The sequence below is a fragment of the Brevibacillus soli genome, assembly GCF_044759095.2.
Taxonomy (GTDB): domain Bacteria; phylum Bacillota; class Bacilli; order Brevibacillales; family Brevibacillaceae; genus JBIYSM02.
This window is the reverse complement of sequence record NZ_JBIYSM020000056.1, coordinates 1-19,786: the sequence shown is the minus strand read 5'-3', so window position 1 is coordinate 19,786 and position 19,786 is coordinate 1. Positions and strand designations below refer to the sequence as shown.

General features: G+C 50.6%; 15 protein-coding genes. 14 read left to right on the top strand and 1 reads right to left on the bottom strand.

The genetic code is table 11. The features are described from left to right. The first annotated feature begins 488 nt into the window (after positions 1-488). The 13 genes from ACE99V_RS18260 (at position 489) to ACE99V_RS18200 (ending at position 18,558) form a co-directional block, all read left to right on the top strand. Positions 489-659: a hypothetical protein gene (locus ACE99V_RS18260; RefSeq protein ID WP_400492676.1), complete on the top strand. Its 171-nt coding sequence runs from the start codon at positions 489-491 to the stop codon at positions 657-659. 87 nt (positions 660-746) lie between these two features. Further along, positions 747-1,646 (top strand): RluA family pseudouridine synthase, encoded by a 900-nt coding sequence (locus ACE99V_RS18255; RefSeq protein ID WP_400492675.1) that lies wholly within the window; start codon positions 747-749, stop codon positions 1,644-1,646. Positions 1,647-2,002: 356 nt separating this feature from the next. Further along, positions 2,003-2,620 carry a TetR/AcrR family transcriptional regulator gene (locus tag ACE99V_RS18250; RefSeq protein ID WP_400492674.1) on the top strand — a complete coding sequence of 206 codons (618 nt, stop codon included), beginning with the start codon at positions 2,003-2,005 and terminating at the stop codon, positions 2,618-2,620. 74 nt (positions 2,621-2,694) lie between these two features. After that, a complete protein-coding gene (locus ACE99V_RS18245; RefSeq protein WP_400492673.1) occupies positions 2,695-3,927 on the top strand; it encodes an efflux RND transporter periplasmic adaptor subunit in 1,233 nt (410 codons plus the stop codon). Further along, entirely contained in the window at positions 3,924-7,037 is a 3,114-nt protein-coding gene (locus ACE99V_RS18240; protein WP_400492672.1) for an efflux RND transporter permease subunit, read from the top strand. Before ACE99V_RS18245 ends, ACE99V_RS18240 begins: the two co-directional genes overlap by 4 nt. Positions 7,038-7,192: 155 nt before the next feature. Continuing rightward, on the top strand, positions 7,193-8,449 hold the full coding sequence (locus ACE99V_RS18235; RefSeq protein ID WP_400492671.1) for an MFS transporter: 1,257 nt from the start codon (positions 7,193-7,195) through the stop codon (positions 8,447-8,449). Positions 8,450-8,543: 94 nt separating this feature from the next. Next, positions 8,544-9,839 (top strand): HD domain-containing protein, encoded by a 1,296-nt coding sequence (locus ACE99V_RS18230; protein WP_400492670.1) that lies wholly within the window; start codon positions 8,544-8,546, stop codon positions 9,837-9,839. Next, entirely contained in the window at positions 9,832-10,338 is a 507-nt protein-coding gene (locus tag ACE99V_RS18225) for a YwgA family protein (RefSeq protein ID WP_400492669.1), read from the top strand. The genes ACE99V_RS18230 and ACE99V_RS18225 overlap by 8 nt, the downstream gene beginning before the upstream one ends. Positions 10,339-10,468: 130 nt before the next feature. Then, positions 10,469-10,843 carry a thioredoxin family protein gene (locus ACE99V_RS18220; protein WP_400492668.1) on the top strand — a complete coding sequence of 125 codons (375 nt, stop codon included), beginning with the start codon at positions 10,469-10,471 and terminating at the stop codon, positions 10,841-10,843. A gap of 48 nt (positions 10,844-10,891) precedes the next feature. Continuing rightward, complete coding sequence (locus ACE99V_RS18215; protein ID WP_400492667.1) at positions 10,892-11,770, top strand: S-layer homology domain-containing protein; 879 nt, start codon at positions 10,892-10,894, stop codon at positions 11,768-11,770. 487 nt (positions 11,771-12,257) lie between these two features. Next, positions 12,258-15,764 carry a COG1470 family protein gene (locus ACE99V_RS18210; RefSeq protein WP_400492666.1) on the top strand — a complete coding sequence of 1,169 codons (3,507 nt, stop codon included), beginning with the start codon at positions 12,258-12,260 and terminating at the stop codon, positions 15,762-15,764. 67 nt (positions 15,765-15,831) lie between these two features. Continuing rightward, positions 15,832-18,198, top strand: a complete 2,367-nt coding sequence (locus tag ACE99V_RS18205; protein WP_400492664.1) for a lipase/acyltransferase domain-containing protein — start codon at positions 15,832-15,834, stop codon at positions 18,196-18,198. Between the two features lie 39 nt (positions 18,199-18,237). Further along, positions 18,238-18,558 carry a hypothetical protein gene (locus ACE99V_RS18200; protein WP_400492663.1) on the top strand — a complete coding sequence of 107 codons (321 nt, stop codon included), beginning with the start codon at positions 18,238-18,240 and terminating at the stop codon, positions 18,556-18,558. A 21-nt stretch (positions 18,559-18,579) separates the two neighbouring features. On the opposite strand, the gene ACE99V_RS18195 is transcribed toward ACE99V_RS18200, so the two are convergent. Then, positions 18,580-18,843 (bottom strand): hypothetical protein, encoded by a 264-nt coding sequence (locus ACE99V_RS18195; RefSeq protein WP_400492661.1) that lies wholly within the window; start codon positions 18,841-18,843, stop codon positions 18,580-18,582. A gap of 138 nt (positions 18,844-18,981) precedes the next feature. On the opposite strand from ACE99V_RS18195, the gene ACE99V_RS18190 reads away from it, so the two are divergent. Beyond that, positions 18,982-19,479 carry a YwhD family protein gene (locus ACE99V_RS18190; protein ID WP_400492660.1) on the top strand — a complete coding sequence of 166 codons (498 nt, stop codon included), beginning with the start codon at positions 18,982-18,984 and terminating at the stop codon, positions 19,477-19,479. Positions 19,480-19,786: the final 307 nt, after the last annotated feature.

Below are 19,786 nucleotides of genomic sequence, written 5' to 3'. Positions count from 1 at the left end.
GGATTGGTTCAGGGAGAAGGGTATCCCACAATGTGATTTGCTCGTTACGAAGTTTTAACATAATCGCTCACCTCAAATAGGATTTTCGAGGAGCACTGTTGAATTTCTTTATGAAGAAAGGAATTCAGTCCCTCTTTTTGGATGTATTGCCTCGTCAACAACTACTTCCATTTAGAGAGCTGAATTCCTTTTGTTTTTGACTTACCCCAGGAATTTTTCAGGGGAAACTAGCTAACGCCGAGTGGGTCGAGGATAGCTAATGCCGGGTGGGTTTTCTTATCGTGTAGGAAAGTTTAAGGGCTTCACCGTGTGAAAGCGCCCTGAAATAAACTTTCCGGAACGCATAAAAAGTTTCCTCTAACGAAGAACCAGCTTCTTCGAGAGGGCTTCAATCAAAGCTTTTTTTAATTCTTAAACAATAAAGTTTACAAACTGGAAATCATTATATATACTTATTATACAAATAAGTTTTAAAAGGAGTTGTTGCCATGATCCGTTTAAGCTGGAAACAACGCTTGCATACCATTTTTGCCGGAAAATTGCTGGGTCAGGACTTTCACGCTGATGAAGGATACGTAACTCAACTGCTTGAGCTCGGTCAAAGCGAAGCGATTACGGAATTTGATCAAGCGCTGAACGAGACCATCATTCACTTCTGATCCATGGGATGCGCCTCCAAACTGGCAAATACGTCCGCTTTTCCGCTACAATGAGGAAAAGCACGGTACGAGCGAGGGAGCAAACCGATGAGTCAAAGACAGTGGATGGAATACAACGTGGCCGAGGAAGATGCCGGGAAGACGGTGGAGCAGATCGTTCGGGAAAAAATGGGCGTGTCAGGACGCATGCTTCAGCGGCTTACACGAAGCAAAGGAATCCAACTCAACCGCAAGCCTCCCTTTCTCAAGCGGCAGGTAAAGCCGGGCGACAGGGTGTCGATTCGCATCGCGGACCAGACGCCGCAAACCGGGCAGGCTGCGGAAGCAATTCATATCCCTTTGGAAATTCTTTATGAAGACGACCATCTGGTGGTGGTAAACAAACCTGCCGGCATGCTGGTCCACCCGGTAGGCCCCGGGGAAACCAATACGCTCGTCCATGCGCTGACCGGTGTACATCCGGTGCACCGATTGGATAAGCACACCACGGGGGCTGTGCTGCTTGCCAAAAGCAGCTACGGCCACCAACTGGCGGACCGCCTGCTGCGGGAGGGAGGCATACACCGCGAGTACACGGCGGTGGTATGCGGAAAGCTGGAGCGGGAGCGGGGAACCATAGACGCACCGATTGGGCGCGACCCTCGCCATCCGACGAAACGTCAGGTATCGGAAAGGGGCGACACAGCGATTACGCATTTCGAGGTAGTGGCCCGGTCAGAACGCTCTTCACTGGTTCGCATTCGCCTGGAGACCGGCCGGACCCATCAGATTCGCGTCCATTTTCAGCACATCGGTCACCCGTTGGCAGGGGATACGATGTACGGGGGCAGAAAAATGGGATTTTCCCGGCAAGCCCTGCACGCCCGAATGCTCTCGTTTGCCCATCCGCTGAACGGACAACCGATTGTGGCAGAGGCACCGCTGCCCGATGACATGAAGCGATTCATCCGGGACGAATACAAGCTTGACGACGAAAAGCCGCTGTGAGCGGATCAGGGTGTGTCGAGAAAGTTATCATGATTACGAGAGGCGGTTTTTCCACCTACGCTCCGTACTTCGCCCTGCAGGTCAGAAAATCTGTCCGCTTGCGACGATCCGCAGGGGCAGCGCTAAAGTAGCGTCAATACAGCCACTTGGAAAGTGTTTGGGGCCCCGCCCGGCGAAGCGTTAGCTAAAGTCGGCTGGGTTTTCTTGTGTACACGAGTTCAGGCATGAAAACGCTTAGAAAAAATTTACAATGAAAAACGCATGCAAGCATTTACATGCATCCAGTATATGGATATAATCAGTTTGCAAAAAATACCAAATGACAGCAAGTACTTGCATGGGTTGGAGGTACGATCATGGATAAGCCAAAGGGAACACCGTCGCAGGAAGGGAAAGGAGATGAACTGGAAACCCGCAGTCGCATCTTGTCGGCGGCTCGTCAACTGATGGCACAGAAGGGATACAAGGGAGCGACTACACGAAAAATTTCCGAACTGGCCGGCGTCAATGAAGTCACCATTTTCCGTCATTTTAAAAACAAGGAACGGATATTGCTGGAGCTGTTGGAGGAACTGACTGACATACGTCCCCTCTTGGAGAGAAAGAAGCACGACGAGTTTGCCAGCGTAAAGGAAATGCTGACTGACTTTGCGCGGTCTTATTACGAGTTGTTGGTAGAGCGCAAGGAAATTCTGATGATTTGCATGATGGAAGCGGACGATAACCCGGAAGTGATCCGACTGTTCAGCCGCATTTCGATGACAGCCGTGGAGGTCTTGGCTGAGAAACTGGAGGCTCTGCATCGAGACGGAAAATTGCCGAAAGGAGACTTTTTTACGGCGGCCATGATGTTTGTCTCCACCTTCTTCTACACGTTTATGGGCAAGCACCGCGTCAAAGTAGAAGGCATCGATATGGAATATTTGTTTACCCACGCAACGGAAATTTTGCTGCGCGGAATTGAACCGTTGTGAAATTTTGAAAAAGTGGGAATCGTATTACTCCCATGAATATGGAATCGCTATTTGAGAATGGAGCGGAACGTACAATGAACAAAAAATGGCTTGCTTCAGCACTGGTTTTAGGTCTGTTGGCAACGACCGCATGCAGCAACAAGGAGCCTGCGGCGGCCTCGGCGGTGGAGACGAAAAAAGTGGAAGTGGCACAGGTTAAAAGGGAACAAGCGGTCAGTGTATCGGAACTGTCGGGAACGCTGCTGCCGTATGAGGAAGCGCTTATCTCCTTCGAGGTGGCAGGGCGCGTCGTAGAGCTGAACAGCAACGAAGGGGACAACGTCAAAGCGGGGGATGTGCTGGCGCGGCTCGACTCCAGCGACTACTCCCTGCAGTACGCAAGGGCCAATACATCCGTGGAGCAGACCAGTGCCCAGATGGAAAAAGTGAACAACGGGGCACGCCAACAGGAGCTGATTCAAGCCAAGCTGCTTGTTGACAAAGCGACGATTGGTTTTCAAAAGGCGCAGGAGGATTTCAAACGAAAAGAGGCGTTGTTCAAGCAAAATGCCATTTCCCAGGTGGAGTTTGACAATGCCAAGGACCAGCTTGACCTCGCTCAAAAGGATTTGCTGAACGCTCAGCAGGCTTACTCGCTCACGGTCCAGGGAGCGCGCAGTGAAGACCGCCAGCTGAATCGCGCGAGCTATGACCAGGCCGTCATTTCCAAGGAAATGGCAGCTCTGACGCTTGCCAAAACCCAGCTGCGCTCTCCCATCAGCGGGACAATCATCTCCAAGCTTTCTTCAGCCGGTTCGCTTGTCGGGGTTGGTACGCCTGTTTACCGCGTGGGCAACATTGACACATTGAAAGTCGTCCTGCCGGTTCCTGACCGGGACATTGCCTCCTGGAAGGAAGGAGAGACCGTGAGCCTCGAGCTGTACGGTCAAAAACGGGAAGGGAAAGTAGTCAAAATTTACCCTGCAACCAACCTAAGTACGGGTACAATCGGCGTGGAAGTGAACATCTCCAATCCAAAACACGACTGGTTTGCCGGTCAGGTCGTAAAAGCGACCAAAACCATTCAGGGAAAAGCGGGCATTTACGTGCCGATTGAAGCGGTCATCAGCCGCGGCCAAGCAAATGCGCACGTCTTTCTGTCAGTGGGCGGCAAAGCGGTGAAAACGCCGGTCACGGTCGGTGCGATCATCAACAATAAACTGGAAATTCAATCCGGCCTGAAAGAAGGAGACCAACTGATCGTCAAAGGCGTCGACCGACTGTTTGACGGCGATGCCATTGAGCACGCAGGGGGTACCCAACCGTGATTGAATACATCGTCCGCAAGCGCAAAATTACCCTTTTGTTCTTCATCATGGTGGTGCTCGTCGGCTTCCTCAGCTTTTTTCAGCTGCCCAAGCAAGAGTCGCCTGACATCATCATCAACATCGCGACTGTGACGACGGTTTACCCCGGTGCATCGCCGGAAAAGGTGGAGCAGACGGTCACAAAAAAGCTGGAGGAGAAGATTAACGAGCTGCAGGGCTTGAAATACATTTCCTCTTCCTCCAGCCTGGGTGTTTCCGTCATCATTGTCGAGACCAAGAGCGGCATCGATCCGAAGCAAAAATTTGATGAGCTGCGGAAAAAGGTGAAGGATGCGGAGGCGGAACTGCCTGCCGAGGCGAAGCAGCCCATCATCAACGACGACCTGAACCGGACCTTCGTACAGACCCTGACCATTACCGCGGATACCCGCGAGCAGATTTACAGCTTGCGCAGCATGCTGAAGTCCTGGAAGGATCAGCTGCGAACCATCCCCAACGTGGCCGACGTAAGCATCGAAGGCTTGCCGGAACAGGAAGTGCGCATCGATGTAGACACGCAAAAACTGAATCAGTACGGTTTGTCCTGGGGCCAGGTGATGATGGCGGTCAAAAACGAAAACGAACGCATCCCGTTGGGAGATCTGACGGCCGACAGCCGCACCTACCAGCTGAAAATAGCCGAGAACTACAACGTTGACGAGCTGAACAATCTGATCATTTCCCGTACGCGCGACGGTTACCCGATTTACCTGAAGGACATTGGTACGGTGACGCTGACCACGGAGCAAATCAAATCCTATTCCTATTACAACGGGAAGCCGTCCGTCTCGCTAAGCATCAACGCCGAAACAGGCAGTGATGTGCCTTCGCTGCAGAGCCGCGTCGATGAGATGATGAAGACGCTGGAAAAATCCCTCCCGAACTGGGCGGAAAAGCACTCCATCTTCACGCAAAACGAGCGGGTGGAAGAGCTGTTCTCCGACCTCTCGCGGGAGATGACGATTGCCGTCATTTCCGTTCTGATCGTATGTACGCTGGGATTGAACCTGATTACCTCGTTTGTGGTAGCGCTGGCCATTCCCATTTCGCTTGCGGTTGGTCTTCTGTTCCTGCCGTCTCTCGGAATTACGTTGAACATGATCTCCGTGGTGGCCCTGATCATCGTGCTGGGGATTCTTGTGGACGATGCGGTGGTAGTAAACGACAATATCGAACGCAGGCTTTCCGTGCTGCGGGAGCGCCCTTTCCAGGCAGCGGTAAACGGGGCAAAGGAAGTCTCCATCTCCATTCTGACGGCCACGTTGGCCACGATTGCCTCGTTTGCTCCGTTGATGTTTTTAGACGGGAACGCAGGGCAGTTTATTAAACCGATCCCGGTGATTATCTCCCTTACCATGCTGGCCTCGATGATCATGTCGCTGACGATCATTCCGATTTTCCGTCAGTGGCATGAGCAGCGTTCGCAAAAAAGTGCGGACGGCTACAGAAAACCGGCCGGTCTATTGGGGAAACAACTGACGCAACTGACGAAATGGTACGCCAATAACCTGATGCCGCGCATCCTGAAACGGCCGCTGCTGTCGGGCATGATCGGCGTACTGATCGGTACCGCAGCCTACGGGTTGATCCCAATGACGCCCATTCAGCTCTTTCCCAATGACGACCGGGAAGAGTTCCTGGTGAATATCCGGTTGCCGGTGGGCAGCAGCATAGAGGAAACGAATCGCGTGGTAACAGGTGTCTCCGACTGGATATTGAAGCAGCCGGGCATCACCTCCGTAGCAGCATATGCGGGAGGGAGCGCACCGAAAATGTTCGGAGGGGACACGGGTGCCGGTTCCGGCATTACCGTCGGTCAGCTTGTGGTGATGTTCGACAAGCATAAAGCGAACATTACCGACATGATCGATCCGTGGCGGGAAGAATTCAAGAAAATGTACCCGGAAGCAAGCGTGCTTCCGAAGCAATTGGAGGCCGGTCCGCCTGTAGGCAAGCCAGTGGTGATTCGTGTTTACGGGGAAGACATTGAAACGCTCCGCACCCTCTCTGAGCAGATCAAAGACCGTGTGGCAAAAATTCCCGGTACGTACGACGTGCAGGATGACTTCGGCATTGAACGGTACACACTGGAGTTCGTCGTCAATAAAGAGCTGATGGAGCAAAAATTGGTCAACTACACCGAGCTATCCCGCACGCTCCGGCTGATGAGTGAGGGGATTACTGTCAGCGAATTTGACAACGGCACCGACTTGATTGACATGAAGATGTATCTGCAAAAAGGGCAGGAAGACCCGTCCGTGATCTTTCAGCGCCTGACGGTAGCCAATGCCCGCGGAGAGCAAATCCCCCTGGCGCAGCTGGCGGAAATCAAGCCTACATTCAGTACGCAGTCAATTCCGCACCGTGATTTGTCCCGTGCCGTCACGATCTCCAGCGACGTCAAAGACCGGACGGCTACGGAAGTGATGAACGAAGTGAAGCCGATTCTGGGGGAAATCTCCTTCCCTGAAGGATACCGCTGGGAAATCGGCGGGGAGACTTCCGAACAAACGGATATTTTCATCGACATGGGTAAGCTGTCCATCGTAGTCGTGTTCCTGATCCTGATCCTGATTGCCATGCAGTTTTACTCGCTGACCATTCCGGTGCTGGTGATGAGCACGGTGTACCTGGCTGCTGCGGGCGGTTTGATCGGTTTGTTTCTTACGCAGACACCGCTCGGCTTTATGACGATGATGGGTGTGATCTCCCTTTCCGGTATCGTCGTTCGGAACGGTATCGTGTTAATTGAGTTTATTGAAGAAGCCCGCCATGCCGGTACGGAGTTGAAGCAGGCCGTCATCCAGGCTGGTGAGGCTCGCTTGCGTCCCATCCTGCTGACGACCATGACGGCTGTAGCTGGTCTGACGCCGTTGGCCATTACGGGTGACGTCCTGTTCAAACCGCTGGCGGTTACGATCATCTTCGGTTTGATCTTCTCGACCATGCTGACGCTGATCATCGTTCCGTCCTTTTATACCGTTTTGACTGTGCGCAAACTGAAAAAACGGGCGAAAAAGGCGGCCAAACGCCCTGATTTGTACGGTCCAGAAGCGGACTTGACCACGTAAGAAAAGAGCATCCCTTTACAAAAGAACAGCCCTGGTTCGGTCCTCATCTGAACCAAGGCTGTTTTCGTCATGGAGAAAAGAATGTATACTTTGTATTATTTTTAGTATAGTATGTTAATTGTGATATGGAACTTATTGTAAATGGGGCGATAACGATGGCCGGGAGTGTTTTTCAAAACAAATGGTTCGTTCTCTACTTTCTCACCTCTTGTGCTTCGCAAATCGGTACGCAAGTGTATCGTTTAGCCATTCCGTGGCTCGTCCTGGAGATGACCGATTCCGTTGTTTCCATGAGCGCGATGTTCGTCGTGGAAACGGCGCCATTTATCCTTCTGGGGCCGATTCTGGGTGTATTCATCGACCGGTTTGACCGGCGAAGAATCATGATTGTTTCTGATTTTGCCAGAGCGGTATTGGTTTCGATCATCCCGGTTCTGGCAGCGCTGGGTTATTTGGAGTTGTGGCACTTGTATCTGATCGGGTTCGCGCTCAGCATTTTCTCGATCTTGTTTGATTTGGTTGTGGACTTTAGCTTGCTGCCAAATTTGGTGGAAAAAACGCAGTTGACTGCTGCCAACTCTGTGAAAATGTCCATCCAAAGCTTGTCCAGTTTGCTAGGGCCGGCAGTGGCAGGTGCAACCATCGCGATGGCAGGGGCAAAGAATGCTTTCATCATAGATGCAGCCTCCTATTTTTTGACACTCCTCTTTGTTTTCCTGTTACCGGTGAATTTGGGAGGGAACGAACCGACGAACATCCGGAAGCTCACAGTTGCAACAGTGGTTTCGGATATGAAAAACGGCTTTGCCTTTCTTGCACGTTCACCCATTCTGCGAGTGCTGATTGCAAACAGCTTTTTGGTAAATTTGGCACTGGGGGCGTTATTCACAGTGATGACCTACCGGTTGGGCCATGAGCTTCAGCTCAGCTCATTTATTGTAGGAAGTGTCTACTCCATACTCGGAGGCATGGCACTGCTTGGTTCTCTCCTTGCCCCGTATTTGCTTCGAATCATGCCACTGGGACGCTCACTCGCATTCGCCTACCTCATCGCATTTGCAGGGATTGTCCTGCTTGCCGCGGTACCCGATTGGAGGATTGCCTTGTTTGGGTATGGCTTGATAAATGCGGCCATGTCCATATCGAATATTTATACGTTCACCATCCGTCAACGTGAGATTCCGGCGGAGTATATCGGACGTGTAAATGCGACATATCGGATGTTTTTGGTACTGGCATTTCCTTTTTCCGCTGCCGTGTTGGGAGGATTGGCAAACAGCTTCGGAGCCAAAGCTGCCTTTATCTGCTCGGCGATCATCATGACAGTGGTTGTCTCCTTTACCTTCCTTTCTTCCATTCCGCGTTACAAAGAAAAAAGAGAAACAGTGGAAACCGTCTCCCCGCAAACGTAGGATCCCCCCTCACTTCCATATGGGAGGAGCCTTTTGATATGATATAATTCTCGTATAGACAGGAAAAGTGTGGAACCGGAAAGGAGTGTCCCAGATGCAACAGCCCAAGCTTCTCAGTGAAGAAAAGGTATTTAAAGACCCGGTGCACCGCTATGTGCACGTGCGGGATGAGCTGATCTGGGATTTGATCAATTCCCCTGAGTTTCAACGACTTCGACGGATCAAACAGCTGGGAACCAGCTATTTCACGTTCCACGGAGGGGAGCACAGCCGCTTTAACCACTCGCTCGGCGTCTACGAGGTGATGCGTCGGATTCTGGAGACGTTTGAAGGACGCATTCATTTGACGTATGAGGAAAAACTGCTCTGCATGTGTGCGGCTCTTTTGCACGACGTCGGCCACGGCCCGTTTTCCCATTCCTTCGAAAAGGTGTTCCGCTTTCACCATGAGGATTGGACGCGGGCCATTTTAACCGGGAATACGAAAATCAACGGGATCCTGAGCAGGATGGGTGACGACTTTCCGAAAAAGGTGGCGGAAGTCATCGCCAAAACCTACGACAACAAGCTGATAGTCAGCCTGATCTCCAGCCAGATAGATGCCGACCGGATGGATTATCTGCTGCGGGACGCCTATTACACCGGGGTGGGCTACGGCAACTTTGAGATTGAACGGATCTTGCGGGTCATGCGGCCGCACGAGGACGGCATCGTGTTTAAATACAGCGGCATGCACGCGGTTGAAGACTATATCATGTCCCGTTATCAAATGTATTGGCAAGTCTACTTCCATCCGGTAACACGCAGTGCGGAAGTGGTCCTTCGCAAGATTTTTCAGCGAGCCAAGTCCCTGTATGCCAGCGGGTATGCCTTTCAAATGGAGCCGGTCCAGCTTCTGCCGTTCTTTCGGGATAAGGTGGAGCTGAGCGATTATCTGGCGCTCGACGAGTCGGTTGTCTTTTTCTATCTGCAGCAATGGCGCCTGGAAGAAGACCCGATCCTGCATGATTTGTGCGCGCGATTTATCGACAGGAATTTGTTTAAATACGTCGAATATAACCCAAGGGATTTCCGCTTGTTGGCAGAGCTGAAAGATTTGTTCCAGATGGCGGGCATTGACCCGATGTATTATTTGGAAGTGGACACCACCTCAGATCTTCCGTATGATTTTTACCGTGCCAGCGAAGACGAAGAACGCATTCCGATCATGCTGCGCATGCCGGGGGGAGAGTTGGTGGAGCTGTCGCAGAAGTCGGAAATTGTTAAAGCGATTAGCGGGAAACGCCGATTTGACTATAAACTGTATTTTCCGTTGGATAAGGTACTTGCTTTGCCGGAGGACGTCTCCGGAAAGATTCGAGAACGCCTAGGAGTGATGGAAGATGCTTAAGCGTCACGCCAAAATCATACGCCTGATCGAGATTGCCGGCGAAGTGAGCGGTCGAAAAAAGCTGCAGAAGATGGTATACATAGCGAAACACTTAAACATCGACTTTGACGAGCGCTTTGAGTTTCACATGTACGGCCCGTATTCCGAAGAGCTCACGCTGCGCGTCGACGAGCTGTGCAATCTGGGGCTTTTGGATGAGCAGGTGGAAAGCAAGGGCGCCATTCAGATGTACCGCTATACCCTGAACGAGGAGGGACGGGACTTCCTTCGCTTCCACGACGTGGATTTCGGTCTCGGCGAGCGGGCGATTCGCCGTATGAATGAGGAGAACTCCCGGTTTCTTGAACTGGTTTCTACCATTTTGTATTTCAATCATCTTCCCTATGATGAGATGAAAGCGAAAATTTTTACCTTTAAAAGCAAGCAGCGTTACACCGAGGAGGAAATCGACAAAGGTTTGGCGTTTGTAGACGAGCTGCAAGCGTTGATGAATGCATAGAGAGGACAGACCGGTCAATTGTGACCGGTCTTTTTTTTGTCCCGGGAAGGCTTGGTAGGATGAGACTACCGATCCTTGAAAATTTCATTTTGATGATTCTGTGCCAACAAACAGCGAAAGGGATGGTTGGATGACTCAACTGGTACGAAAAAAGCGGCTGTGGTTGTCCGTCCTGTTGCTTTTCATAACCACAACTGCGGCCATGTTGCTGAACGACAGTCGGGCCGAGCTGATCTACGTGTACAGTGACAGCTGCGGTTACTGTGCCACCTTTACCCCGACATTTGAAAGGGTGGCAGCGGAGTATCCTGACGTCGATGTGAAACGGCTCAATATTGTAAAGAAGCCTGACTATACGGAAGCAAAGCAATGGGGGGCCGAAGTGACGCCCACGGTGTTTGTCGTACGCGGGGGAGATGTGGTGGACAAGCTGGAGGGAGACGTGCCGGCCAAAGCATTTCGCCGTTTTTTGCAAAAGAATCTGGCGGGACGGGACGAGGAATGAGAAAATAGGGAAAAATGAGAGATTTTTACAGGATGGGGGGAGAAACACATGAAAAAGAGGGCCTTTCTAGCTGGATGGTTTGCGTTCATTCTCGTTTTCAGCACTCTATTAGCTCCTCACGTTCTCGTGTCCGCCGTTCAGGCCGCACAGATTAGCGATTTTTCCAATCATCCGGCCAAAGCGGATATCGCGTTTGCCTTGAAAGAGGGATATATGTGGAACTATCCGGACGGGAAGTTCTACCCGGCTAATCAAATCCCGCAGGCGCAGTTTGTCGCCAGTCTGGCAGCCATTCGAGGCGTAAAGGAAACAGCGCCGGTTCCTAAGCTCCCGTCCGGCCATTGGGCAAAGGCAGTCTATGAACGGGCGCAAAAGGCAGGAATCCTGGCTGATGTCACAATTGACCCCAACAGACTGTTGACCAAGGAAGAGGTTGCAAAGCTGGTTTTTAATGCGTGGAAACCCTATCGAGGCGAGAAGCATAAGAATTACACGAATACCGGCGCGCTGATCACGTGGGGGTGGATGAAGCCCTATTTACCAGGACCGAAGTTTCGGGAGGATTTGCCCGTGACCCGCGGGGAGGCCGCGGAGATTTTGAGGTTTTTGTGGCAGGATAAGTGGCAGTTGGAGATGGGGGCTAGGTTACAACAGGAATTCCACAGCAGTTTAAAATTGGTAAATGGCGTCATTACTGGAAGAGTACCGAAGGCAGACAGGAATTTCATGGTCGATGTAACATTTGTGACAAAGGAAAATGGGCCATTGATTTACCGGAACGGGCAATCTTTTAACGTTGACTTAAAACAAGTCTCGTCTTTTACATTCTTTATTACGAATGCAAAAGACTCAAGTGATGCAGGGACTTACAGGTATGAAGGATTGCCGAGTATTAATCCTGTAAATCTTACGCAAAAATTTCATTGAGAGGCGAGGTTAAATGAAAATACTCGTTTCGACGCACAGAAGGTGGCTACTTTCTGTGCTTTGTTTTTCTCTCCTGATTTCTTTGATCGGAATGTTCCCCAACCTTGCAACCGCTGCTTTGCCCAACTTCCATGGCATATCTATTGGAACAATTGATAGAGATAAAGTGGTAGTTGGGAATTATCATAAGATAACTATCAACGATATCTCGGGACGATTAGGAGCGACTGTCGCAGAGATCAATGTGAACGGCGTCATGGATGGGCAACAGGTTCTCGCTTTTCACGATTTGGATGTGAAGGCAGACCGTGGTTGGTATTTTGCAGATGAAAGCGAATCACTATATTGGATTAGTCGATTTGGGGGAAATCCAAACTTTATTCTTGGTGGGGACGCAAATCTGTACAGTAAAACCGTAAGAAATCTATCAACTTTGGATACTTACCCGGCTTATAATGTAGCTGAACTTGTTGTAGCTTCAGGAGGTTTGGGTTTCACTATCGGAGACAACCTCGTCCCTGACGGAAACGGCGGATACATCTCCGTTGGCCACTTTCGCACCAGCCCGCAGCCGACAGGTGAAGTCAAAACAGACAAAACCGAATATCAGGTCAATGATAACGTGACCATCATGCCAAAAGCCTCGGACTACTCTTACTATGACCGGGGCGTTCTCATTTGGAACCTGTCCGTCATCAACATGACCACAGGGGATGGATATCAACAAATCCTTGCCAACAAGACCTTCAAAGATACGAGCGGCTATATCCCTCAGGTGGATGACGACAACGATCCGCCAGCTCCGCCGTTTCATTGGAACCAAACCTTCACCTATCGCCCGGAAAAGCCGGGGATCTATGAAGTTTCACTGACGATTACCGATTTGCATCATCGCTCGCGCCAAGGTTCATCGAGCATCAGTGTGTCCACCCCCTACACCTACCAGTTTACAGTGGGTGACGTTGAGCCCCCTCCGGACGACGGCGGAGGCGATCCGGGGCCAACTTGTGCGATAAGCTCCACAAATACGAAGCTGGATATCCGCATTGAAGAGGAAAACCATGATCGTGAACTGAGTGCCGAAGCGAGCGGGGGCGGGACCATTTCCGTTGAAAAATACGCTCACCTCATACTATCAGCGACCAAAGACGGAACCTACACCATGAACGGGACCGCACAACTGATGCCGGGCAGCGGCAGCAACCGAAAGATAGGGATTGCAGATGCACCTGGTTCGGGAACGTTTACGATCAAGTACGAGAGCGACGATAAAAGCGAGTGTTGGGTGAAGACGTTTGAAATTGAGACCGACCCCTCGTCTCCCAGATGTCCGATCGTTGAGCTGGAAGATTCGGTCGTAAGCAGTTCGGAAACGATCGAAATCACTGCAGGGGAAGTCTTGAACTTTCACTCAACCTATCGGACGGCGGACACCACAACGGAAGCAGCCGAGGTCGGATGGGAAGTGACAAAACCGGACGGGACCAAACTTCTTCTGCCTGTTAGAGAAGAGGAGAATCGAAAGGGAGGATATACGTGGAAACCGTATAACTCCAGCCATCTCACCCTGCCAACAAGCGGGTTCCCCCCAGCCTACACCGTTGCCTTTGATCAGCCGGGCGCAGCTTATCAACTCAGGCTTGTTTTCACAGCCACACTCTTTCAAGACATGAATTGCAACTGGGCTATCCAAATCAAAGTGCGGGATTCCAGCTGTACCATTGACGAACAAGACGCCATCACATTCAAGGTTTATGGAGAACCTCCTTCCGCCTATCCCCCCAGTGGAGCAAGTGTAAACAGCGACTTGCGTGAGGATATTTATTTTCATGCCTTTACGCCTGTCAGTAACGGCTACGACACGCACATGAGCTTTACGGCAAGCGTGACAGGAAGCTGGTATGTCGAGCTAAACGGGAAGAAGGTTTCGCTGGGTGGACAGGTGGCTGCCCATGATCGCTTTCACCTCATTCTTCCGCCAAACATCGACGGAGAAATCGGCCAGGTTGTAGAGCTCCTATTCATTTCGTCAAACGGGTGCGAACGCTCCATCTACTTTACCCTTCTGTCCGATCGCAAATGTTTTGATTTTAGCCTCACGACTGCGACCAGCGGGGAAATTATGAACGTCAGGCGTTCCGAGATCCTTCATTTGGAGCCGTCTGACCTTATCAACGGACAAAAGATAGAGCTGTTTACGGGGATTCTGACCGAGTTCTCACTGTACATCTATGATGAACAGACAGGCCAATACAGCAGAAAGTACAACGGAAAGACACTGAGCAGTTCAAGCGACGATCACAAGCATCATGACATCGTGATTCCCAAAGATCCAACTACCGGACAGGCAGTACAGGGCCTGTACAAAGTCTCTGTATTTGAAGAAGGATTTGCCGATTGCAACGGTGTCTTTTTCATACAGATGGGGCCGACATCGGGTGGAGCTGGCGAAAACCTGTTGATTGTCAAAAGCAGTTTTGCCATTTCGCCGAACCAGCCGCAACAGGCCGGATCAGACGCGACCATAACGTTTGAGGTCAAGAACGCAGGGAAGTTGACACATGATACGAAACTTGCCGTTCGTTGGGAAAGTGTCGCGACCGCCACCATCATGGATGTGAAGGCGTTCATGCCGGGAGAAACAAGAAAAATCACCGTTCCGACAAAGTACCCGACTGCATCGGAAAACTTTATCGCCAATATCAACCCGAACAAGGATCTTCCTGCCAACGAAACCGTTTGGACGGATAACCGGGCGGAGTGGCCCGTTTCGATTACCGGGGCTACCAGTGAAGTCGGGGGTGACATTGATGCCGGGCAGATGAAACTCAATGTGTACGACTCGGACAATCGGTTGCTGACAAGCACGGCAGACGGGGTGTGGGAGCGGGAACCGGCCAGAATCGAGGTAATCATTGACCAGGCGAAGATCGATGCAGCGTTTGTGCTCATCGACGCTGCGATCAACAAAGCGATCGGGGACAGGAAAACCGAATTTCTCAACAAGTATCCGTCGCCTGACTACGAAAACGTCGAGGTAACCCCTTCCCCTCTCGATTGGAGGAGCAAAACCAGTCCGCAAACCCAGTGGCCGGCTTCTGTCGAGCTTTCCGTGCGCGGACCCGGTGGAAACAAAGCGTATCCTCTCAATCCGAAGGCGCAAATCCAATCGGTGCTCTACACCGATACCAGTGTGCCTACGCAGACAACGTGGCAGCTGCGGCTGCAGGGACAATCCTACGAGGTGACGGCAAGCGAGTTTTCCATCCAAGTGCCCTACACGGTCCAGTTTGCCGTAAGCTACGAGAAGTGCGAGATGAAAAGTCCCGGTGTAGATCCTGATTCGGGGGAACAACTGCCGCCGGAGAAAACATGTACGCCCGGAACGGATTCCGACAACATTTCCGGCACCTTTGCCATTCAGGTGAAAGGAGACCAGACCCGGTTCGAAGTGTTTGAGCCCAATGCCAAGGGAATGCTTCAGCACACAGCGGAGTGGGCTGAGTATCATGGCCGTGATCGCTATCGGAGTAGCCAGCCGAACGACTATTACGCCGGTGAACGTATCCTGACGCGAGTATTGCTGGAGCCGCGACATCGCCACCCGTTTAGCGGAAAGTATCCGACTGTGGCAGCCGCACAGGCGTGGATATCGGAAATCGGTCAGCGAAATACGCTTCTTCAGTCGGTTCTGTCTCTGAAGCAGTCTTCTCCCTTAATCTGGAACGGGCCGCATTACCAGGTGCCCAAATTAGGCAGCAGGGAGACGGGGGTAGACACGCCGTTCATGGGGGACAAGCAGCGGGGTTTCAAGAAGGATTCCAGCTACGCCGTCAACTTCTCTGTCCAATTCGGCTTTGGAGTGAGCAAAGGATTTTTGTTCCCTGACAAAACGGTTCTGGCTGGGCATGAACCTGCCGATTACCGTACACCCTTCCGAATCATCGCCAACGCCTGGGAACGGCAAGGGATCCGGAACCATACCACGAGATAAAATATTTTTGCAGACCCTCTCTGTCTTTTCTTACGGTAGAGAAAGAAAAGACGGAGGGGGTATTTTTGTGTGGAATACGGTCAAGCGGACGGCCAACCTGTTGTTGCTGCTCGTCCTCCTCATAACCAGCCTGGGGTCCACCGGATGGGCCAAGCAAACCAAGCCGTTTGTGGAGGAGCTTGTGAACCAGACAAGCAGTGACGGCCAATCAACGTTGGAGCAGCAGGCGAACGCTTTTGCCAAAAGAATTCCGGACGGCAAGAAACCGAAGGAATCCGACGCAGAGGCGGCGCCGGCTACATTCGAAGTAGAGCCCAACGATACCGTGAAGAAAGCGGATTGGTTGTTTGCATGGAAGGACGCGTACGGCAAAATAGGCAAAAACGGCGATGTGGATTACTGGAAGATAAAAGCGCCAGGTTCCGGTTCTCTGAAGATTTGGCTGGGACAAATTCCAAGTGGACAAAACTACGATTTGTACGTGTTCGACCAGGAGGAGAGGGAGCTGGGCAGGTCCGATCATAATGGCAGCGTGGATGAGCGGGTGGAAGGCATCGGGACGGAGAAAAACACATGGTACTACGTGATGGTTCGGGGAAAAGGAGACGCCTTCGACAAAAGAAACTACTACCGTCTCAAGGCAGAATTCCTTTCGCCTCACACGGAGATGAAGCCGGATGGATACGAACCGAACAATCAGATCCAAGACTCCCAAACGATAGAAAACCATCGTGTGATAGAGGCGAATGCGCACGCCCTGAGCGACGTAGATTTTTACCGCATCGACGTATCGCTCGCTTCTACGATCGATCTTTCATTGGCAAATATTCCCGAGGGAATGGACATGGATCTATACCTGTACGACAAACAACAGAAGCAGGTGGCAAAGTCGGAAAAAGCCAGGAATGCAGCCGAGCAAATCATCTACAACGGAGATCCGGGAACCTATTATATAAAGGTCGCACCCAGCAAACGGTCTGTGCTCACCGCCCATACCTACAAGCTGAATGTTCACGCGTACACGATTCCGGTTATTTTGATCCCGGGTATCGGCGGGTCGCGGCTTGCTGTAAAAGAGAACGGGCAGGTTTCGGAGGTGTGGTTGGGAGGTAATCTCGCTCTGGACATGTTAGAAGCTCGGCATCAAAGGGTTCTCGCATTAAGACCCAAAACTCCAGGCAGTATACAGGTTGTTCCGAAGACAGAGGGAATCGAGGTTTTTCCTGACCAGACCGATGATGGTTTTAGGGGAATCGAGTATCTGACAAGCAACGAATTACTGAGGCAAATGGCAGAACAGTATTATAGTATGTCACAGCATCTCCAACAGATCGGCTACGAAAAGCAAAAAACCCTTTTTGCTGTTGTGTATGATTGGCGATATAGCAATTCCGACAACACGAAAATCCTAAAGGATAAGATGAATGAAGCATTGGAAAAATCCCGTGCGAAGCAAGTTCAACTTGTGGCGCACAGCATGGGAGGGTTGTTAGTAAAGGAAACGCTTTTATCAAACCCGTCCTATCAATCAAAAACGAAGAGAATTATTTACATGGGCACTCCTTTTTTGGGTTCTCCGTTAAGCTACCAGGCAATAAAGTTTGGCTATAATTTTTCAATCCCCTTTTTTACAGAGAGTGGCCAAGCAATCGCTGAATATTCTCCAGCCGTATATGAGTTATTGCCTTCGAAAAAATATGTGGAAATACAACCGTTTCTACGGTTTTTCAGCAAAGGTGACAGTCGCCCTTTTTCGTATGAAGAGTTTTTAACGGATGATCGAGTTCGGTTGGAGTATCAGCCATTGGTACGTCTTTCGGCCAAACAACATGGCAAGTGGGATTCAAAAAAGATAAATCCGCCTCAATATATTGTAGTCGGACAGGGGCAGACCACGCTGTTAGGATACGAGTTTAACCACTCTCTCCAATTATTAATTCCCTTTTACGACCAAGCTGGAGGAGATGGTACAGTCCCTTTTATTAGCGCGAATTACAGCCAGTCGGATGTAAAGAAAAAGTATTATGTAAATGAGGGTCATTCCAGACTCATGCGCAATCCCCATGTAATTCAACAAGTGTCCCATCTCCTGTTGGGAATGGAGGATGTACAGACAGGAATCAGTGCGACTCCACAGAAGTCCCACTCTTATACCTATTACATGATTTACCGCGAGGATGGAGAACTGCCTGATATCACCGTGACGAAAGACGGCAAACCGATTCAACTATTGAAAGAAAATAAAGAAGAGTTAGACGGGCTTAGAGTGGAATACCATGGGAGCGTCATCGTCGTACATGTAACGGATGATCAAAAAATAAGGTTTTCTGCTGTCGAGAGATCTTCAATCGGAAGGAAATCAAAAATAATTGTGCAAAAATTTTCCTCTGACTTTTCGGAAAAGAATGGACCAACTGAGCTTCACTCGTATTGATCGGCAAAAGCTTGAGAGCCAGTATAAGGAGAAGGAACGATGTGGAATGATTTTTTCTCGCTTTTTCTAGTCTGCCTTGTTTTTTCTTGGTGGGGTGGAGGCAGCATCATTACTTTACTTGTATCCGCTTTTTTATATGCCACCGTAACGAAGAGGCTCTGGATACATGCCCTTGTATCCTTTCTGGGTACCTACCTTTACTATCACATTGTCACTGCAGACAGGGACGTGTTCATTGGATTTTCCATACCCCCGGTCATGACATTCTTCATGGCAGTTCACAGTGCATGGAGTGTTCCGTTACTGATCTGGCTTGGGAGTAAAGTAATGAGAGGAAAAGATAAAAACAGCCATGAGTAAAACCCGCTTCTCAAAGCGGGCCTACAACCTTCCTGGAGACTTCTTCACTTCAAAATCGGTCATGCTTTTGCGTTCGCCGCCAAGGTTGGCTTCGTAGTTGGAGGGCACGCCGGTTTGCAGGCCGACCATGCCTGGAGATGCGTCACCGGGCAGCGGGGTGGGGGGAGATTCCTTCCGCTTGGCTTCCACGATCTCGTCAACGACTTGGGCGGTTGCGGGATAAGGCTCCTGCAGCTGACGTTCCCGATTCAGTTGTACGTCCCGTTCACGGGGATGATTGTTCATCCGTCGCCACTCCCTTCCTCCCCCTAGTCTCTCCTGTGCGCGTCCATTCCATGTGAATGGGTTGTGGAAAATTGCACAGGCAACGGGTTTCAGGGTACAATATCATGAGGAGAACCTGTGCTGGAAAGGGTGTGTATTGTGGATATTTTCGATAACAAAAAGAGCAGCTTTACCATTATGAGCGGAAAAACGGACGTCCATGGGGGATATGGTCAGGGGGTGCTCGATTTGAGCGCCGTTTCCTCCGTGATCATAGACGGAGACGAAGCCTACATCGACATGGGAGCGCTCCATGCCAAAAGTGCCGTGGAAAAAGGCATCAAGTGGACGACCAACAAGGATGAGGTGCCAAACGGAAAACCGTACTGGCTGGTCTGGGTGACGGTTGACCGGAACGAAGCGGGACCTTATTATGCCGGTGTGACCGCTTGTTATATGGAGATCGACCGGGAAGCCCGTCGCGGCTATAAAATTCTCGCCGATCATGTGAACCGAATGGATTACTCCATGAAACGCCGCATCATGGTATCGGAGCTGGATGAGACCAGCAAAAAAGCGCTGAAAAAGCTGTTGATGGAACATAACCCGGCCATGTGGGAAAATTCCTCGGAGGAATTAAAGCAAGCACTGGCCTAAACTCTCCTGCAGGTTAAAAAATGAACGCTCTGTGAACAAATGATGAAATGAATTGTTCATGGATTTGAAGTCAGGTAAACTTAATTCTACAGTGTGCACACAACACTAGGTCAGCAAACAGGGAAAGATACCGTCGTCTTTCCCTGTTTGTCTTTTTTTAGTATATAAGCGTACTATGTCAAATACTTTTTTTACTCAATTTGGGTATAGCAAACACACCTAACGTAAAATTTGTTAAAAAATTACAATTAGCAACTGACAAGGGTACGTTATGGTATTTGTCAGCCCTTCTTGAAACTAAGAAGGT

Bases quoted from the DNA above. Each gene is read 5' to 3' on its own strand.
- ACE99V_RS18260 (WP_400492676.1), top strand. From the start codon at position 489: ATGATCCGTTTAAGCTGGAAACAACGCTTGCATACCATTTTTGCCGGA.
- ACE99V_RS18255 (WP_400492675.1), top strand. From the start codon at position 747: ATGAGTCAAAGACAGTGGATGGAATACAACGTGGCCGAGGAAGATGCC.
- ACE99V_RS18250 (WP_400492674.1), top strand. From the start codon at position 2,003: ATGGATAAGCCAAAGGGAACACCGTCGCAGGAAGGGAAAGGAGATGAA.
- ACE99V_RS18245 (WP_400492673.1), top strand. From the start codon at position 2,695: ATGAACAAAAAATGGCTTGCTTCAGCACTGGTTTTAGGTCTGTTGGCA.
- ACE99V_RS18235 (WP_400492671.1), top strand. From the start codon at position 7,193: ATGGCCGGGAGTGTTTTTCAAAACAAATGGTTCGTTCTCTACTTTCTC.
- ACE99V_RS18230 (WP_400492670.1), top strand. From the start codon at position 8,544: ATGCAACAGCCCAAGCTTCTCAGTGAAGAAAAGGTATTTAAAGACCCG.
- ACE99V_RS18225 (WP_400492669.1), top strand. From the start codon at position 9,832: ATGCTTAAGCGTCACGCCAAAATCATACGCCTGATCGAGATTGCCGGC.
- ACE99V_RS18220 (WP_400492668.1), top strand. From the start codon at position 10,469: ATGACTCAACTGGTACGAAAAAAGCGGCTGTGGTTGTCCGTCCTGTTG.
- ACE99V_RS18215 (WP_400492667.1), top strand. From the start codon at position 10,892: ATGAAAAAGAGGGCCTTTCTAGCTGGATGGTTTGCGTTCATTCTCGTT.
- ACE99V_RS18200 (WP_400492663.1), top strand. From the start codon at position 18,238: ATGTGGAATGATTTTTTCTCGCTTTTTCTAGTCTGCCTTGTTTTTTCT.
- ACE99V_RS18195 (WP_400492661.1), bottom strand. From the start codon at position 18,843: ATGAACAATCATCCCCGTGAACGGGACGTACAACTGAATCGGGAACGT.